This window comes from Nostoc sp. DedQUE07 (genome assembly GCF_034530975.2).
GTDB lineage: Bacteria > Cyanobacteriota > Cyanobacteriia > Cyanobacteriales > Nostocaceae > Nostoc.
This window is the reverse complement of sequence record NZ_JAVRCC020000028.1, coordinates 1-17613: the sequence shown is the minus strand read 5'-3', so window position 1 is coordinate 17613 and position 17613 is coordinate 1. Positions and strand designations below refer to the sequence as shown.

Annotated in this window: 23 protein-coding genes; 8 read left to right on the top strand and 15 right to left on the bottom strand. The window is 41.3% G+C overall.

Annotated features, from left to right (window positions below; translation table 11 throughout):
• The first annotated feature begins 222 nt into the window (after positions 1-222).
• The 3 genes from efp to RMZ95_RS20675 all read left to right on the top strand — a co-directional run bounded on the left by efp (position 223) and on the right by RMZ95_RS20675 (position 1857).
• The gene (gene efp / locus RMZ95_RS20685; protein ID WP_194042039.1) at positions 223-780 is read left to right on the top strand and encodes an elongation factor P; all 558 of its coding nucleotides are present in this window, start codon (positions 223-225) and stop codon (positions 778-780) included.
• Between the two features lie 109 nt (positions 781-889).
• Positions 890-1447 (top strand): acetyl-CoA carboxylase biotin carboxyl carrier protein, encoded by a 558-nt coding sequence (gene accB / locus RMZ95_RS20680; RefSeq protein WP_322673854.1) that lies wholly within the window; start codon positions 890-892, stop codon positions 1445-1447.
• A 62-nt stretch (positions 1448-1509) separates the two neighbouring features.
• Entirely contained in the window at positions 1510-1857 is a 348-nt protein-coding gene (locus RMZ95_RS20675) for an ArsR/SmtB family transcription factor (RefSeq protein ID WP_094349905.1), read from the top strand.
• Positions 1858-1963: 106 nt separating this feature from the next.
• Here the strand turns inward: RMZ95_RS20675 and RMZ95_RS20670 are convergent, their stop codons facing one another.
• Both RMZ95_RS20670 and RMZ95_RS20665 read right to left on the bottom strand, forming a co-directional pair.
• Positions 1964-2575, bottom strand: a complete 612-nt coding sequence (locus tag RMZ95_RS20670; RefSeq protein ID WP_322673853.1) for a GerMN domain-containing protein — start codon at positions 2573-2575, stop codon at positions 1964-1966.
• Between the two features lie 391 nt (positions 2576-2966).
• Positions 2967-4772, bottom strand: coding sequence for a proline--tRNA ligase (locus tag RMZ95_RS20665; RefSeq protein ID WP_322683285.1), 1806 nt, complete (start codon positions 4770-4772; stop codon positions 2967-2969).
• A gap of 195 nt (positions 4773-4967) precedes the next feature.
• Here RMZ95_RS20665 and RMZ95_RS20660 point away from each other — a divergent pair, with 195 nt between their 5' ends.
• From RMZ95_RS20660 to RMZ95_RS20640, 5 genes are all read left to right on the top strand, one after another.
• Positions 4968-5537: a Uma2 family endonuclease gene (locus RMZ95_RS20660; protein WP_322683284.1), complete on the top strand. Its 570-nt coding sequence runs from the start codon at positions 4968-4970 to the stop codon at positions 5535-5537.
• A gap of 274 nt (positions 5538-5811) precedes the next feature.
• Complete coding sequence (locus tag RMZ95_RS20655; RefSeq protein WP_322683283.1) at positions 5812-7194, top strand: 1-acyl-sn-glycerol-3-phosphate acyltransferase; 1383 nt, start codon at positions 5812-5814, stop codon at positions 7192-7194.
• 498 nt (positions 7195-7692) lie between these two features.
• The gene (locus RMZ95_RS20650) at positions 7693-8619 is read left to right on the top strand and encodes an XDD3 family exosortase-dependent surface protein (RefSeq protein ID WP_322683282.1); all 927 of its coding nucleotides are present in this window, start codon (positions 7693-7695) and stop codon (positions 8617-8619) included.
• Positions 8620-9267: 648 nt separating this feature from the next.
• Positions 9268-9774: a hypothetical protein gene (locus RMZ95_RS20645; protein ID WP_322683281.1), complete on the top strand. Its 507-nt coding sequence runs from the start codon at positions 9268-9270 to the stop codon at positions 9772-9774.
• Positions 9775-9802: 28 nt separating this feature from the next.
• Positions 9803-10105: a protochlorophyllide oxidoreductase gene (locus tag RMZ95_RS20640; protein ID WP_322683280.1), complete on the top strand. Its 303-nt coding sequence runs from the start codon at positions 9803-9805 to the stop codon at positions 10103-10105.
• Between the two features lie 133 nt (positions 10106-10238).
• Here the strand turns inward: RMZ95_RS20640 and RMZ95_RS20635 are convergent, their stop codons facing one another.
• The 13 genes from RMZ95_RS20635 to RMZ95_RS20575 all read right to left on the bottom strand — a co-directional run.
• On the bottom strand, positions 10239-10784 hold the full coding sequence (locus RMZ95_RS20635) for a (2Fe-2S) ferredoxin domain-containing protein (protein ID WP_322683279.1): 546 nt from the start codon (positions 10782-10784) through the stop codon (positions 10239-10241).
• 158 nt (positions 10785-10942) lie between these two features.
• The gene (nifT, locus tag RMZ95_RS20630) at positions 10943-11146 is read right to left on the bottom strand and encodes a putative nitrogen fixation protein NifT (RefSeq protein ID WP_069070440.1); all 204 of its coding nucleotides are present in this window, start codon (positions 11144-11146) and stop codon (positions 10943-10945) included.
• Complete coding sequence (locus tag RMZ95_RS20625; RefSeq protein WP_069070441.1) at positions 11121-11408, bottom strand: nitrogen fixation protein NifZ; 288 nt, start codon at positions 11406-11408, stop codon at positions 11121-11123. Before RMZ95_RS20625 ends, nifT begins: the two co-directional genes overlap by 26 nt.
• The gene (gene nifV, locus RMZ95_RS20620; RefSeq protein WP_322683278.1) at positions 11395-12528 is read right to left on the bottom strand and encodes a homocitrate synthase; all 1134 of its coding nucleotides are present in this window, start codon (positions 12526-12528) and stop codon (positions 11395-11397) included. Before nifV ends, RMZ95_RS20625 begins: the two co-directional genes overlap by 14 nt.
• 371 nt (positions 12529-12899) lie before the next feature.
• Positions 12900-13097 (bottom strand): DUF2949 domain-containing protein, encoded by a 198-nt coding sequence (locus RMZ95_RS20615; protein WP_094349915.1) that lies wholly within the window; start codon positions 13095-13097, stop codon positions 12900-12902.
• Positions 13098-13399: 302 nt separating this feature from the next.
• Positions 13400-13630, bottom strand: coding sequence for an Asr1405/Asl0597 family protein (locus RMZ95_RS20610; protein ID WP_322673844.1), 231 nt, complete (start codon positions 13628-13630; stop codon positions 13400-13402).
• Positions 13631-13710: 80 nt separating this feature from the next.
• Positions 13711-14451 carry a serine O-acetyltransferase gene (cysE, locus tag RMZ95_RS20605; RefSeq protein ID WP_322683277.1) on the bottom strand — a complete coding sequence of 247 codons (741 nt, stop codon included), beginning with the start codon at positions 14449-14451 and terminating at the stop codon, positions 13711-13713.
• 924 nt (positions 14452-15375) lie between these two features.
• The gene (locus tag RMZ95_RS20600) at positions 15376-15852 is read right to left on the bottom strand and encodes a hypothetical protein (protein ID WP_322683276.1); all 477 of its coding nucleotides are present in this window, start codon (positions 15850-15852) and stop codon (positions 15376-15378) included.
• Between the two features lie 90 nt (positions 15853-15942).
• On the bottom strand, positions 15943-16383 hold the full coding sequence (locus RMZ95_RS20595) for an HNH endonuclease signature motif containing protein (protein ID WP_322683275.1): 441 nt from the start codon (positions 16381-16383) through the stop codon (positions 15943-15945).
• Between the two features lie 9 nt (positions 16384-16392).
• Positions 16393-16647 (bottom strand): hypothetical protein, encoded by a 255-nt coding sequence (locus RMZ95_RS20590; protein ID WP_322683274.1) that lies wholly within the window; start codon positions 16645-16647, stop codon positions 16393-16395.
• Positions 16648-16679: 32 nt separating this feature from the next.
• On the bottom strand, positions 16680-16907 hold the full coding sequence (locus RMZ95_RS20585; protein WP_322683273.1) for a type II toxin-antitoxin system HicB family antitoxin: 228 nt from the start codon (positions 16905-16907) through the stop codon (positions 16680-16682).
• Complete coding sequence (locus RMZ95_RS20580) at positions 16904-17143, bottom strand: hypothetical protein (RefSeq protein ID WP_322673834.1); 240 nt, start codon at positions 17141-17143, stop codon at positions 16904-16906. The genes RMZ95_RS20585 and RMZ95_RS20580 overlap by 4 nt, the downstream gene beginning before the upstream one ends.
• Positions 17144-17158: 15 nt before the next feature.
• On the bottom strand, positions 17159-17613 hold a 455-nt coding region (locus RMZ95_RS20575; RefSeq protein WP_409883303.1), incomplete at its 5' end, for an opioid growth factor receptor-related protein.

Sequence of the window (17613 nt, the reverse complement as noted above, 5' to 3'; positions counted from 1 at the left end):
CTTGCTTCTGTTCTCCCTCTGCCCCCCTGCCTGCCTCAACCAAGAATATTCCTTAACCAAACGGTATTGGGACGTAACCCATCAATAATCTTCCCACGTTAAGGGCGGAGGATAAATGACTAATGACTAATGACAAATGATTAATGACTAATGACAAATGCCCAATGACGACCCTAGAAGGGTACAATAAATGCCGATTGTCTTCCAAAATTTGAAAGTTTCATGATCTCCAGTAACGACTTTCGACCCGGTGTTTCAATTGTATTGGATGGGTCTGTATGGCGAGTGCTTGAATTCTTACACGTCAAGCCAGGTAAAGGTTCTGCCTTTGTACGAACTAAGCTAAAAAATGTCCAGAGTGGGAGCGTGATGGAAAAAACGTTCCGCGCAGGGGAAACAGTGCCGCAAGCTACTCTAGAAAAAAGTACGATGCAACATACCTATAAAGAAGGCGATGAGTTTGTCTTTATGGATATGGAAACCTACGAAGAAGGCAGATTGACCCGCGAACAAATTGGCGATCGCGTCAAGTACCTGAAGGAAGGTATGGAAGCTGAAGTTATTAAGTGGGGCGAACAGGTTCTGGGAGTAGAGTTACCTAAGTCTGTTGTTCTGGAAATTGTCCAAACAGATCCGGGTTTAAAAGGTGACACTGCCACAGGTGGCTCAAAACCAGCAACTTTAGAAACTGGTGCAGTTGTGATGGTTCCTTTGTTTATTTCTCAAGGAGAACGCATCAAGGTTGATACTCAGGAAGATAAATATATCAGCAGGGAATAACTTTCATCTCTACTAAAGATGCAAGTCTCGATTTAAATCCCTACATAGGGATTAATTCCCTGCCACACTTAAGATGCTCATTTACGGATAGGTCGAGGTAATAAAAACTGTGCCATTGGACTTTAATGAAATCCGCCAACTTCTGGCAACTATCGCACAAACAGATATTGCAGAAGTCACGCTCAAAAGCGATGATTTTGAGCTAACAGTCCGTAAGGCTGTGAGCATTAGCAATCAGATGTTGTCGGTAGGTCAAGGGACTTTAGGCGGTGTGGTAGGTTCAGGCTTGACATCAGGTTCATCTGGGGGAAACCAGATGAGCGGAAGTCAGGTAACGGAGGTGTCCACATCTCGTGTATTTGAGAATACTGGAACTAGCACACAAATGCAGTTATCTGTAAATTCTCCCTCAACCATTGACCAGAGATTAGTAGAAGTGCCTTCCCCAATGGTAGGAACGTTTTATCGCGCTCCTGCGCCTGGGGAAGCGGCATTTGTGGAAGTGGGCGATCGCGTCCGCAAGGGTCAAACAGTCTGTATCATTGAAGCCATGAAGCTGATGAATGAAATCGAAGCCGAAGTCTCTGGACAGGTAATGGAAATTCTCCTTCAAAATGGCGACGCTGTAGAATATGGTCAACCTTTGATGCGAATTAACCCTGATTAAGTATTAATGTATATATGATGTGAGTCATTGTTAAAACTTTCAGTCCTTGCGGGTCAACCCTGATGAAACAAACGTTGCCTTTACCACCAGAAGTGGTGCAACAAGTAGCTGAATACTTCAGCCTATTAAGTGAGCCAATGCGCCTACGGCTGCTACACTTATTACGGGATGAAGAAAAATGCGTGCAAGAGTTGGTAGAGGCAACACAGACTTCTCAGGCAAATGTGTCAAAGCACCTGAAGGTAATGTGGCAAGCAGGTATCCTTAGCCGCCGCAGTGAAGGAACTTGCGCCTATTACCGGGTGGAAGATCAAATGATTTTTGAGTTGTGTAATCGGGTTTGCGATCGCCTCGCCACAAGGTTGGAGCAGCAAGCCCGTAATTTTCGCGTATTAAATAGCAAACGTTAGGTCAGTTGTCCTTTGTCCTTTGTCCTTCGTCATTTGTCCTTTGTCATTTGTGAAAAACTAATTACCAACGACCAATGACTAATGACTAATGACTAATGACTAATGACTAAAGCGGATAATCTTTTTGAAACTGTTCGCGAGTGAGTGGTTGTTGTAACTCTAGACCCTCGCCGCCTAAAACATCTAACGGTTTGCCGTTCACGTCAATGTAAACTTTGGCTTTGGGATTTAAAGTTGTTGCAGTGTAAACAACTTGTCCAACGCGGCCCATCATTGAAGTGCTACCACCACCGCTAGTAAAATCTTCAGATAAATTAACGTGAACTTCATCTTTTTCCGCTTTCAGCCCCAACAGTTTAGTTCCTTTGGGGATGGTTGTCGAATCTGTTCCTTCTGTTGGACCTGCTAACAAACTTTGAAAAGCTGCTTCTAAAGCCTGGTTGGGTAGTACAGAAGCTACTTTAACAGGCTGGGGAACCAAAGCAACATTTTTGTCTTTTGGTCTTAGCCAATAAACGTTGGGGGTTTGCTCATTAGCTGGCTGCCTAGTTGATGGCTGTGCTGGCTGTTCAATGCGGCTAGAAGGGTTTGACGGTGTGGGAGGATTGTTGGATTGTGTGGTAAACCAAGCTACACCGCCACCCACCGCTACAACCGCTGCTGATACAGCTGCAATTACGCCTGAAGAAATACGATTAGATCCTTGTTGGTCTTTCATGTTCAAAACCTTCCTAACTGAGGGCTGATATGGTAGTTATGTGAGGAGCAGCCTGGTTAAAGACGATACTTATAAGTAGAGAGTTTCCCACAATCTAGAGGAGACTTAAATGCTTCTTAATTCTGTAAGCCCCTAATTCAATTTTAGAATTTTTATTTCTAATCCGTCACCTACCAAATTATGTAAATTTTGGAGAGACGCAATTAATAGCGTCTCTGGGGAATCTGACTTTTTATCGGTTCTGAAAAACCTCTCTCTAAATCTCTCTCCTTCGAGGAGAGAGACTTTGAATTTTCCGTTTTACACTCGTGGGAAGGGGATTAGGTTTTTCGTAGGTCTTTCCAGATCAAGTGAAAAGTTAGGTTGAATGGAAAATTGTCTACTCTCTACTTCACTCTATTGCTTGTGTAATCCACTGTTTGAGCGTGGTTGTCACTTCATCAATGGCAATTTCTTGAGATTTACGGGTGGCTCTTTCTACAACTTCAACTTTGCCATTAGCGATCGCTCGTCCGGTTACAATTCTATAAGGTATGCCTATCAAGTCAGCATCTTTAAATTTGACTCCCGCCCGTTCGTCGCGGTCATCTAGTAAAGTTTCAATTCCCGTTTGATTGAGTTCTGTGTAAAGTTTTTGAGCGATTTCGATTTGTTGAGCATCTTTAATGTTGGGGATTGTGACGATCGCGTGATAAGGTGCGATCGCAACTGGCCAAATAATCCCATCTTTATCGTAAGATTGCTCGACGGCAGCTTGGGCTAATCGTGACACGCCTACACCAAAACAACCCATAACTAGCGGCTTCTCTTCACCCTGTTCGTTGGTATAAGTTGCACCCATCGCTTGAGAGTATTTCGTACCTAATTGGAAGATATGACCTGCTTCAACTCCACGGGCGCTTTGTAGGATTTGTTCTGGATTGTGGGTGGCGCGATCGCCTGGTCTTGACTTACGAATATCTACTACTCGTTCTGGTAACTTAAATTGCTCACCCCAATTAGCACCAACTACGTGATAACCTGCTTCATTCGCGCCTGTAACAAAGTTTTTTAAATCAACGGCTGTTCGATCCACCAAGCGTAAAAACTTGGAATGGATCTGTTTATTAGCAGTAATATACTCATCTGCAATATCTGGCGCAATGTAGCCTAAAGGCAGAGATTTAGTTGTCCATGCTTGCTGGGCTTCTATATTTAGTACATTCAAACTAATAATAGTTTTAGCGCCATATTCAGAAGCTAATTTAGTCAGTTCATTTTGCAATTTGACCTCATTAACTTCCTGATCGCCTCGGATGCTCACCAAAACTAACACTGTTATACCATTATCATAAACTGTCTGATAAAGGACATTTTTCACCAATTGAGTCGGAGAACAGTTGAGGAGTTGACACACCTTTTCAATCGTTTCTGTTCCAGGTGTATCGCGTTTCTCATAGGTTGTAAACCGTGAGGTTTCCGCGTCAATTGGTAAAGAAACAGCCTTTTCTACGTTAGCGGCATATTTACCATCCTCAGTGTAAAGAACTTCGTCTTCGCCAGCTTCCGCCAAAATCATAAATTCTGTAGAACCAGAACCACCAATTGCACCAGAATCAGCTTCCACTGCCCGAAAAGCTAAACCAGAACGCCGCAGAATATTACTGTAGGCTTGATACATATCCTGGTAAGTTTCTTTGAGGCTGGCTTCATCCGTATGGAAGGAATAAGCGTCCTTCATGATAAACTCCCGTCCGCGCATTAAACCAAAGCGGGGACGAATTTCATCGCGGAATTTGGTTTGAATTTGGTAGAGATTTAGTGGTAGCTGGCGATAAGAGCGAATCATATCACGAGCGATCGCTGTAATTACTTCTTCATGAGTTGGGCCTAATCCTAATTGTTGCTCGCGGCGGTCAATTAGGGAAAACATGATCCCCTCAGCTTTGGTGTAAGTGTCCCAGCGTCCCGATTCCTTCCATAAATCAGCAGGTTGTAATTGTGGTAGGAGACATTCTTGTGCGCCTGTAGCGTTCATTTCTTCCCGGACAATTTGGGAAACTTTTTGCAGTACCCGCCACATCAGAGGTAAATAAGCATAGATACCGCTACCGATGCGACGGATGTAGCCTGCACGGAGTAATAATTTATGACTGGGAATCTCAGCATCAGCCGGATCGTCCCGCAGTGTAACAAATAACATTTGTGAAAGTCGCATCGTTTAATCCCTTTCCAGAATCTCTAATTTGTTTATAAACCAACTGGCGATTAGAAATCGCGCGTCAGAAAAGCATCTTAGTTTTTGAACTTGCGTGGTGTGCGATGGCTTTGCCCGCCGCAGGCATCGGCATCTTACAGCCATTAAGATATCGCATGATATAATCTTTGCAACTATTTAATCTAGGTCTAGGTTATGAGTCCTTTGACATTAAAACTAGACACCGTTCACTTGAGTGACGAACAATTTTATCACTTATGTCAAAATAACCGCGAATTGAAATTTGAACGCACTGCCAAGGGAGAATTAATCATCATGTCCCCCGTTGGAGGTGAAAGCGGCAATCGAGAAGCAGATTTAATTATTGATTTGGGAATCTGGAATCGGCAAACTGGCCTTGGTTACACTTTCAGTTCTTCTACTATATTCAAATTACCCAATGGTGCTGACCGTTCTCCAGATGCCGCTTGGATTCAAGGGGAACGTTGGCAAGCACTTACACCTGAACAAAGACGCAAATTTCCCCCCATTGCACCCGATTTTGTCATTGAATTAAGGTCAGCAACAGATGATTTGGAAATATTGCGTTCCAAAATGCAAGAGTATATGGATGCAGGGGTGCAGTTAGCATGGTTAATTAACCCCCAACAGCAGCAAGTGGAAATTTATCGCCAAAAACAAGATGTAGAAGTGCGAAATCTACCCACACAATTATCGGGTGAAGATGTATTGCCAGGATTTAGCTTGAGTCTTTCTTGTTATTAAGCTTTGTAAGCGCTGCTAAATCTCTACTATCTGCCAACACTTTTCATTGCAGCAGAAAATACTTTATAAGTCTGCGTAAGTACGCTTCATTAAAATAATTTGCGTAGACTAAGAAGGTATCCTAGTTTTCTAACCTGAATAATGTGCCAAGTACAGCGCAAGAGGCAGATTTTACCTTGATTTCATTACTCAGGGCATATTACAGCCGTTAGGATATCTTAAAAGAAATAACCATCAGGCGATTAGAATCAGGGAATCTTTAGGAGAAACTACTTTGGCAGATGTAATTTATCAAGCACAGGCACCCTTAGAATTTATTCCTCCCGCTTTTAACCCTTTATTGCTACGAGTTGTCCATCTATTACTACCCAGTTGGATAAACTGGCAAACACCTATTAGCCAAATTCAAGCAGATAACGTAGAGGTTATAGTGGATCTCTATCGCCAGTTTCAGGAGGGTAAAATCCGTTTTATGCTGGCATTTCGCCATCCCAAAACAGACGATCCGTTTTGTTTGGGTTACTTGCTATCTCAACTGGTACCAAAGACAGCGCGATCGCAAGGTACAACACTACAACATCCCATTCACGCTCATTTTATCTACGATCGCGGTATTCCTCTATGGGCAGGTTCCCACGTTGGCTGGATTGCTTCTCATTTAGGTGGGACTCCGATTCAGCGAGGTAAGGCTGACTGGACGGGGTTACGTTCGGCGCGTGACTTGTTCGCCAATGGCAAATTTCCAATGGCGGCTGCACCAGAAGGTGCTACCAATGGTTTATCGGAGAATATTAGCCCCCTAGAACCTGGTATTGCCCAATTAGGCTTTTGGTGTGCTGAAGATTTGCACAAAGCTGAACGCCCCGAACAGGTTTTAATTGTACCAGTTGGGATTAAATATAGTTACGTTGATGCTCCTTGGGATGCGATCGCAAATCTTTTAAGTGAATTGGAAGCGGCTAGTGGTTTACCTGTGAATTCAGCAGAAAATGCTTCTGTGGAGTCGCTTTATCCCCGGTTGTTGGCTTTGGCAGAACATTTACTTTTGCTGATGGAAGAATTTTATACCCGGTTTTATCATCAAAAACTGCCAGATCCCAAGATTGTCAATGGGCAAATTCCAGATAGAAATGAAGCATTAGCAGTTCGTTTACAAGCGTTGTTGAATGCAGCGCTGCTAATCTCAGAACAGTATTTTAATTTGCAGTCAAAAGGTAGTTTGAGCGATCGTTGCCGACGAGTCGAGCAAGCAGGTTGGAATTATATATTTAGAGAAGAATTTAAGGATGTCAAAGGAGTATCTGCGGTTGAAAAAGCTTTAGGCGATCGCATTGCAGAAGAAGCGAATGCACGGATGTGGCATATGCGTTTAGTAGAAAGTTTTGTGGCTGTTTCTGGTAATTATATTCGGGAAAATCCAACAGCAGAAAGATTTGCTGAGACGACTTTAATTTTATGGCAGATGATTGCTAAAATCAAAGGCAATAAAACTGTACAGCGTCCGCAATTGGGTAAGCAAAAAGTAAAAATAACTGTGGGTGAACCTATATCCATCTCTGAGCGTTACCCGGTATATAAGGAAAATCGGTTGGGTGCTAGACAAGCTGTTGCTGATGTGACCAACGATTTGCAACACGCATTGGAAGGTTTGATTTGATTAGAAAGGTTGCATTTTTTGCTAGAAACCAGAATAAAGGTGTCAGTCGTCAGGAGGCTTATTGATTTCGACCCCTGCCTCCTGACTCCCTTAAATAGCAAGGTGCAATGAAAATGCCCAAGTGTTCATCCAAATCGGATATTACTTTCTAAAGTAGATTGCGGGTTTAGATGCCCTGTACGGGGATGCTGGCGGGATATGGTTTATTAAGCTTACACAAACCCAAAAGTTTTTTAAAATTATCTAATTAAATGGGTGCAGATAATCGTAGGCTACTACATCTACTTGGTTTTGCTGCCATTTCACTTTAATACAATTGGGTTAAATAAAGGCAATTGTAACTAAATATGTCATTCTTTCTTTGAGTTTTATAAAATTAACGTTAAGTTATCCAAATTATATTTTCCGAAAAATCACGCTTTTATATTTTTGTAATTCCAATTACAAATAGAGGAGTCCAAAAAATTGTGATTCTCTAAATCAATCAATTTATAAATAATGAAAACTCAAAACTTATTCAATTTACTGAAGGTTGGTATTGCTACTTTTGGAATCTTCTTTGTGGCTGGTCAAGGAGCCTATGCCTCAGACTTAAAGGGAACAGCATTTAGCATCTCTTTGGAGTGTCTGAACGACACTACCGGTCTTTTGGTGGGTCAAAATTCCACTGCTAACGGGTGGCAGTATGCATTTGATTCAAACAAAGATGGGATGAACGGGAATTACTGGGTTGGTGCCGCGCCAGGAAAAGTAAACCCCTACGATATCTCTGGTATGGCTATCAAAGAAACTGCTACCAGCGTCATTGTGGCGATCAATGGCAATATGAAATTAACAGGAGAGGCTGAACAGGGTGCTGCCGGCGGTCAAATTGGATATGGTGATTTGTTCTTCAATATGGCGGGTAAGACCTTTGACAATGCTATGAGCAGCGGGGATTTGTTTGGGATTCATTTCGCTTCAGCGAATGCTTCAGGGGTACAACAACTAGGCGTTTATAGTAATGTCCAGGCAAAAACAGTTACTAATATCAAAGAAGGCTACAGCGTTGCTACATATGGTGGTTTAGCAGGAGGAGGGAATTCTTACGAAAGTCAGGTAAAACAAGGTGGTGGTATTGTCGGTTATGGTGATTTGACCAGTAGTTATTTTACCAATAACGGCAAGGACAATACATTTAATCTCAATGTCATCAACTCTGGAAATTATCTGAGTGGAATCTCGTTTTTAGCACAGGGTAATATAACCCAGCAGTTGCTAACCACTGGTTATGATGCCAGCAAATTTAATGGCACACAAACCATTGCATTTGAATTCAAGAAATCTGGTATTGTCCAATCAACTCCTGAGCCTGCTAGTCTCGCTGGTTTAGGAATTGTTGGTCTGGCTTTGGCTGGTAGCAAGCTACGCAAGAAATTAGCATAACAATTGGGTAAGGACTATTCGCAATACGGCTTGATTTCTCTTCAGTGATTATAGACAAGATAAAAGACTATTTTCTCTCATGGAAATGATCGCTGGAGTGATGGAATTTTGGATCAAGCTTAAGCGAAAAATATCCCAAACTGTATAGATTTATCCACTAAAGATTAAATTAATAAATTTAAATGCTCTTACTTTTTAGTAAGAGCATTTTTTCTCTTAGAGAGTTATCAAATACAAAAAATCACCATGCAATTTTCTAAACTGTCTTGGTAAATGTTGTTACAGCATCCATCAATAATTAAGCAAACAAAAAGTCAAAATTACTGTGGGTGATCCCATATCTATTTCTGAGTTTTACCCAGCGTATAAAGAAAATCATTTGGGTGATAGGCTAACTGTTGCTGATATAGCGAATGATTTTCAGCACACAATATAAGTATTGATTTGATTGGGATGGAGAGGCTCTTTCTATTCTTTATTATTGCAATCTATAAATTATCTTGAACTGCTAATTGCTATCTGACTAGATAGTTCTTTATAATCTATAAATCTGAAACCTTGCTACTAAAAGTTTATACAACTTAATTGACTACCATTGGCTCCTATAAGGTAAAAGTCCGAATTAAATCGGCAGTCGAGGAAATTGCTATGCTTTCTCCAGCTACAAACAATGATATGCCTACTAATTGGTCTTTTAACTGGTTTAATTTGTGGCAAAATACCGATTTTGACTGTCAAAACATTGTCAAACTTGTTTATGAGGGTAAAGTCTGGGGATTAGTGCGATATGGTCTTTATCCCTATCCCGGTTCTCCAAAGTTTTTAGAGATAGAACAGATAGAAGCTCACCCTACAAGTCGAGGAGAAGGGGCTGAACGCTTTATAAAACCAATCGGCAAATGGTTAATTTGGTATGCAACCAAGGTTGCATTGGAGTTATGTCAAACAGAAACAGATGAACCACTGGTTGTCCTGGTTGCTCTAGATACGGCTTTGTCCTATTATAGTAATAATGTGGGGATGGAATATCTGGGGTCTGTCACAATCGCTCCAGAAGAAGATGGATATGCTTTCAGATTCTTGCGAAAAGCAGCCTTATCCTTCTGTAATCAACAAGAAAGCTTAAGAGGAGTGCCAAAGTTATATGGCCAGTAATACAATAAAAGCCGGGTCAAAAGTTGTTATGACTCACGCCCAAAGGCAAGCTTTCCTGAAAACGTCTCCTTTGGGACAACTATTTGGAGTAGCACATTTGCTACCTGAAGTCGAAGATTCAAAAAGCCACAACCATGCTTTAAGTAATCAAGCAAAATTTGTGGATGATGTAGATATATTATCCTCTAGCGAACATAAGTTTCAGTATGAAATGTTAGAGCCTTGCAGAAAAGGTCGTGGTAAATGGTTCAAAACTGTATCTTGGATGTATCTCTATCACTCAAATCTGGAAAAAAGGTCATACCAAAGAAAAACAATGCTAACAGTATAAGTAGTAGAAAGGAAAAGACTTTTTAGCCGATCGCAGTTTGACAAGGGTGCTATACTATACAAACAAAAAATAGGGGTAAAAATTTTACCCCTATAAATTTATGTATTATTTTAAGAATAGCTAGAAAAGTTTATTACTCTGAAGTTAAGTGACTTTCTAGCAAAGTTGCGATCGCGTCAGGATGAATATTCTTGTATTTCTTTTTACCAAGCTGTAAAACACAGTTGGGAGCGCTGCCACAGCATTTTTGGCAACTTGTATGTTCAATGGTAACTTTGTCTAACAAACCGCGATCGCACAAAGTTTTTTCTAATTCTGATAATAACCCTTTACCACCACGTTTCAAGCAACCGCCCTTTTGACATACCATAATCCTCGCTTTGGGTTGAGGTGGTAAATCTTGTTTTGGACACGCATCAATTGGTGTCACCTTATAGGCTTTAATTTTAATTTTACTTGTGCGCGAGTCTATCTTACTATGACCACAAATCCGAAGTTGCTGACCTGGAACTAAGGATGAACTTAGTAAACAGCGCAACTCTTTAGGCAGTTTAATGTCTACATTTCCAGATGGAACTGCCAATTGCAAGTATTTATATTTTCCTGGTTCACCACCAACAAAACCTAGTAACTGTCCCTCAAGGTTCAATTCTGATAACGTCAAATATTTGTTACCCATGATTGATAAAAATTTAGGAGTGGGGAGTTAAAGCGAAGAGTTAGGAGTGAGGAGTTAGGAGCGAGGAGTTAAAAATCAGGAGCTAAGAGTTAATAATTGATAACTCTTAACTGATAACTCTTAACTTCCAACTCATAACTCTTAACTCCTAACTGTTTTTAAGCTAGGCGTTTAGCTTCTACTGTTTGAGGTAAATTTGCTGTGTCTGGCAATTCACGAAATTCTAATTCCCAACCATTTGCTAGGGTGAGAATCTTGCCATCATTTCCATCGGTTTGTTTGACGACTTCTTCTTCAAGGTCTTTTTTAGCAACGTAAACTACTAAAGTGCCGGCATCATTCATCCGTAGCATTACTTTCATGAGACTCCTCAACCGATTCTAGTTCTTTTTTCTTGCAGCCGACGACAAACCCTGTTTCTAAGAAATGCACAGCATATATATAGGAAGTCTGCAAATATGTGCCTATACTTGCTATGTAACCGATATCTCCTTTATTGACTAAAACTTGGCCGACTTCCTTACCGGGAAATGTACCATCGTTTTTTAGCAGTTTACGAACTCTGACTTTTTCACCAATTTCAAAAGCAGGTGGTAAGTTTAGTTCTAATTCATCGCGTTGCATGAGAGTACCTCTGTTCTCTGACCAAATTCAACAATTCTTCTGTCGTCAAACTGCGTTTTTTCTGTACCGATTGATGGCGCACTGCGTCTAAAACAGATTGGGTTTCTTGGGGGTTCAAGAAAATTCCATGCTGTTCTAGCAAGTTAGCAACTAAATGCCGTCCAGAATGTTTACCTACTACTAAACGCCGTTCCCAACCCACCTCTTCGGGTGCAAATGGTTCGTAGGTGATGGGGTTTTGTAGTACTCCGTGAGCATGGATGCCAGATTCGTGAGCAAAGGTGTTTTCGCCAACGATCGCTTTCCAAGGTGGTACGCTAGCACCTGATGCGGCTGCGACTAGTTGAGACAATTCCAGCAAACTGGGTGTATCAATGCCCAAATTAACGCCGTAGATGCGTTTAATCGCCATGACAACTTCTTCTAAAGCTGCATTTCCTGCCCGTTCACCCAATCCGTTGACTGTGGTATTCACTGATGAAGCTCCGGCTTTGATACCCGCAAGAGCGTTGGCAGTTGCCAGACCAAAATCATTATGCGTGTGGATTTCTAGGGGAATCGTCAACGCTGAAACCAGCCTTTGGACTTTAGTATAGGTGGTGAAGGGGTCGAGAACTCCTACAGTGTCGCAGAAGCGGAAGCGTGATGCACCCCATTCTTGGGCATAAAGTGCTACATCTAAGAGGAAGTTTTCATCAGCCCTGGAAGAATCTTCTCCGCCGACTGCTACCCAAAGACCTTGGTCGAGGGCGAAGTGGATTGAGTCTTTGAGTTTTTGCAAACTTACTCGCCACTGACCATGAAATTTAGTGGCAATTTGGATACCAGAGACGGGAATGGCAATATGCACCCGATTTAAACCACAGGCGATGGAAGCCTTGATATCTGAGATGACAGCGCGGTTCCAGCCCAAGAGTTTTGCTTGTAAACCCAAGTTAGAAATTGCGACGATCGCACGGGTTTCTTCGTCGCCCATTGCCGGTATACCCACTTCTAATTCCGGTATACCAATAGCATCGAGAAACTTCGCGATCGCTACTTTTTCTTGTAGAGTAAAGGCAACACCTGCTGCTTGTTCGCCATCACGTAATGTAGTGTCATTAATTATGATTTGATTCATTGCAAATATCCCTCTCTTGGAAGTATTCTTAATATCCTTTCCCTCTACAATCCCTCGTGATGGTAAATGCTAAAAATATCACAATTCATAATGTAGGATACATGATCCTTAATTATTGCCCCATGATTAGCATCACATCTGTATGACAGGGAACTAAAACAATGTATAAATTACTAATCGTTTTCACCGATGTCAGTTGAAATGTCTTCGAGTAGCAATGAACTAATATAACTATTAGCAAATCCCGAACAAAGTAATACACAGAATCCAGCAATTAAGGATGTAATCATCTTCGTAACCTCATCTTTTCTAGTGCATTTTGGTGTAATTTAGGCAGGTAATGGTACTCAACGTTAAGAGGTGCAAATTCGCTAACTTTGGTCTGCTAGCCAATCAAAAATTTTTCCTAGCTGCTCCAAGTCAACGAAACCATACTGCCAGAGGAGCATCGGTAACGGGCCATTTTCTAATTCACGGTGTCGCAGAGCTACAGCAATATCGGCATTTGAAAGTTCAAGTTCATTGTGCAAAAAATTGAGGAGTTTTATATCTCTGTTCCGAGTCGCCATAATTGAACTTTCAATTTCTTAATTTGGGAAAAGGTTAAAAATTAGGAATTCCAATTTATATTTGGGAATTTCACCTTTTTAATTGTTGCTATATGTCAGGGGAATTTTAGATTAAGTAGACCCAACAAAATCTAAACCTCATCTAATCCATCTCAGTCTGCAACAAATTCTGCTAGCGGACAGTAGCTTCAAACTCTAAACCTATTTGAGCTTTGTGCATCTATGAACAAAAAGGATGAAGTCCAGTACTTGCGTCATGAATTCAAGATTAATCGTGCCTAAATTAGGTCTTTTTGAAATAATCATGACTCATCACTGTAATGCCAGCAACGCTCTAGCCATTCTAATAATTCGTGACGAGAAGCAAGAAGTTGCATAACTGTACTACGAATTAGAATTACTTCAAGCAAATTGTTCACTTGCACTCGTAAAGAACCATCAGGGGGACAAGAGCAATTAATTTTTAACTCTTGCAAACGGTAATAGATTCGCCAGCGATCGCTCAAAGGAATCTGCAAAACGTGATTTGTCATTTGTCATTTGTCCTTTGTCAGTTGTCCTTTGTCCTTTGTCCTTTGTCATTTGTCCTTTGCTAATGACTAATGACCAATGACTAATGACTCTTGACTTGTAAAGTTTGCAGTTGTTTTTCGAGTTGTTCGATGCGCGAGAGCAAAGAACGAATCACGGTTGCTTCCACATCGGGTAGCTTTCCATGTTCTAAAGGAGAAAGGCTGGCGCTTTCGTTGCGAGAAATAATTCTGCCAGGAATTCCGACAACTGTGCGATCGCTGGGGACATTCTGCAAGACAACGGAACCTGCGCCAATACGGACGCGATCGCCAATTTGCAGATTACCTAAAACTTTCGCACCCGCCCCAATCACTGCATTTTTGCCGACTGTGGGATGACGCTTACCAGTTTCTTTACCAGTTCCGCCAAGGGTTACGCCCTGGTAAATCAGTGTATAGTCGCCGACGATCGCAGTTTCGCCAATGACTACACCCATTCCGTGGTCGATAAACACGCCCTCGCCAATCTCTGCACCTGGGTGAATTTCAATTCCGGTCAAAAATCGCCCCAAATGAGAAATTAAACGGGGGATAAAACTCACTCCTCGACCATGTAACCAGTGAGCAAGACGATGCAAACAGAGTGCGTGCAATCCGGGGTAGCAAAACACCACCTCTAGCCAATTCCGTGCTGCTGGATCGCGCTCAAAGATAATGCGAAAATCACTCAATAATGGCTCAAAAAAAACGCCAGAGAGTAAATTTTTCAACATGGATGTACGGGCAGAATCCTGCGTTTTGGTACTTGGGAGATCGCTAATACTGTCTAAAGACTGTTGCATCGGTAATGTCTATCTGGTAATTGAGTCATCTGCTATTTTTATGCTTATATCAGGTAACATCCAACTCGATACCAAACCCAATGCTGATTGGATTTATTGGATTGATTAAAGTTGTACTCAAACGCCGAAATCCCGACTTAACATAACGTTAAAATTTGTCTGGGGTTAGGGGCGCTAGTATTTAATGATGGGGGTACTAGTATTTTTGGGGCAGGGGTTAAGAATTTATGTTCGCGCTACAAGAAACTTTACCCGTAAGTCTTTGCTAAGATTTTATCAAGATATTTTGCAATATATTAAGCTGTACTCAGATGTACTCAAGCATGAATTTAATAAGGCTACAAATCTATTTTCTGTATATCCTATTACTATTAGTATCTTATTAGTTGGATAGGCGAAAAACAGGTTTCTTTATTTTCTTTTAGGATTTGCTGTCTGTATGCACATATACGTTTCAAAATATAGTTATCGCTCATCGCGACTGTTTTCTTATTATATAGATGTGTGGGAATAGCGATCGCCAAAATTTTTATAAATCTCGTTTCCAGATTTAAATCTGGTTTCAGGTAGAACCTAGAAATGTACTTCATTGCAACTCTGCCGCGAATTCGGGAGGTAGAAGCTGCAAATAGGCATTTCCAGCCATAGACTGGGAACGAGGTATCTGAAGATTTGTTAATGGAGTTCAAAGGCTCATTAATGGAGTTCAGAGGTGCATTAATGGAGTTCAGAGGTGCATTAATGGAGTTCAAAGGCTCATTAATGGAGTTCAAAGGTGCATTAATGGAGTTCAGAGGCTCATTAATGGAGTTCAGAGGCTCATTAATGGAGTTCAAAGCCTCATTAATGGAGTTCAAAGCCTCTTTAATGGAGTTCAAAGCCTTATTAATGGAGTTCAAAGCCTCTTTAATGAGTATCAAAGACTCAAGAACCAGATGCAGCCTTAGTTGGTCTACCTTTGATAGCTTTAAACCGTTCGCCCAACTGTTCAGCAACAGTTTTTAAGCCCGGAGTCTTTTTTGATGCAGTCTTCACGTAATCATAAACAGTCAAACTGCTAGTCATAGCTTCACTACCGACTGCCATTAAAGTATCATCTACCTGTTCGGCGAGTTGCTGTACTGAGATTAAAAGTTCGGTAAGCGCACTGGCTAATTGGTAATCCCGAATCAGTTCCTCAACGTCAAAACTGGCTGGAAGGATTTCGCGGTTCGACTGAGCAGCAGTGACGCTATTGTTTACAAAAGCTAGGCTTTTATCGCCCATTTTTACTAACTTGCGTCGTTCTTCAGTGCTGAGAGTAATCAGAAAGGGCATCTTTCTTTGGACTGTCTGTAGCGCGGCTTTAATTTCTTGGATATCTTGTGGCGAAAGGGTGGCTGCAATATTTTGATAAGCCATTATATATTTACCTTGGGAGTTTTAATGGTGAGGTAGCAATAGTTGCTAAGTATATAATTCCCATTGATGGATGCGATCGCACATCATAACCTATTTATTTATCTGTTTTAGCGCCGACGCTGAGGGATACTGACCAGATGCAATCAAAGCTTGTCGCTCTAGAAGCCTTTCATCGGCGTTAAAATCTAGGATACGTGCGGTGACTTCACCGATATCTGTTTGATGCACAATTACAGCCTCATCTAGTCGAAAATGCTCGCCCCAAAAGTCTCTGCGTGGGTTAAAAAACCGCACAAGTTCGCCAGTTTGCCAATTAATTGACCCCAAATCCGTCCCTTTTTGCAGGTTACAGAAGATACAGGCATAACAGAGATTATCTGCTGTTGTAGCGCCGCCGTGTTTGACGCTGATTATATGGTCAACTTGAAAGCTTAAACCGTCTCCTTCTGGATATAAACAATACTCGCATAGATGGGCGGCGCGATCGGCAACTAAACGCCGCAGTTCTGCATTAATATATAGACGAGACACATTGAATACTTACTTAGGGTTAATATACTGGTGAGCTTTTGCTTTTGCCAACCTCATAATATGCTCTAGCGTGAGGAAATGATCTAACTCTCGCTCGTCACTTCCAGTAAGACCTTCAGTTTTTGCGCGGTAAACGAGATCCTCTAAACGGTCTTTGGCTGCATCAGAGAGTTTGAAATCGATAACGCTTTGGGGGGTGGTTCCAGCAGCAATAAAATCTATAATTTCGTCGTAGACTTTGGTGGTATTTACAGATGTAGTCATGAGATTAGCTCTTTTTATTTAATTTTACTGATTTACAATGCTACTTTTAACGACTTTCCTAGCGTTTTAGGCTCTGGTAGAGTTTCACCGTCAGTCAAAGATGATTCAATCAGCATCTCTAAAACTTCTTGAGCATTTTTCAAAGCGTGTTCGTAAGTCTCTCCGTGAGTGCAAGGCTGCATTATATGCGTAAACTCAGGTAGCAAAACCACATAACATTGGTCTTCTTCTGACCATTGAATCACGATTGTATATTTCATCTTTCTGAAACATAATTACGAATTGTTCTCCAGTTTTTTACCTGACCTTCAGCAATATCTTTTTTACCTCTTTCAAAGGATTCAATAAATCCAGGGATATCAAGCAATTCTTGGGTAGCATCTTCACTCTCCTTATCTGCTAGATATGCTAAAAAATCAGCAACCAGTTGTAAGCGTTCTGAAGATAATACATCTAAATATTGGTTGATTTGCTGACGAACTTCTGTGTTACTCATATTTTTGCAACTCTTCTACTTCTCTAATTGTGCCAACTTCTTCTGAGCAAATTCCCGCACTTGCTCATCTGGGTCATTTTGTGCGCGATCGCGCAACAGAGGTAAAATCTGGTCATGCTGAGGAAATTGCTTGATAATTATCTCCAGTGCAATGCGCCGAGGATTAGTTTCATCCTCTTCCTTGCGCTCAAAGGAATCATTAACAGCGCAGTTGTGGTAGATGTCAAACAACTCAGACTGATATTTAAAATATTTAGCTAATTGTTGGACTGCTGTACCTCGCACATACTCATGATCATCCTGGGTAGCGCGTTCTTTGAGGATGGATTTAGTTTCGGGGTCATCTTTGAAGTTCTGAGCTAATTCTTCGACTGCTGCACCTCTCACAAACCTAGGGAACAACCACTGAATGTAATCATGGGTACACTCCAATTGTTCAAAATCCCAAGTCCACATCTCTTGAATTGTCC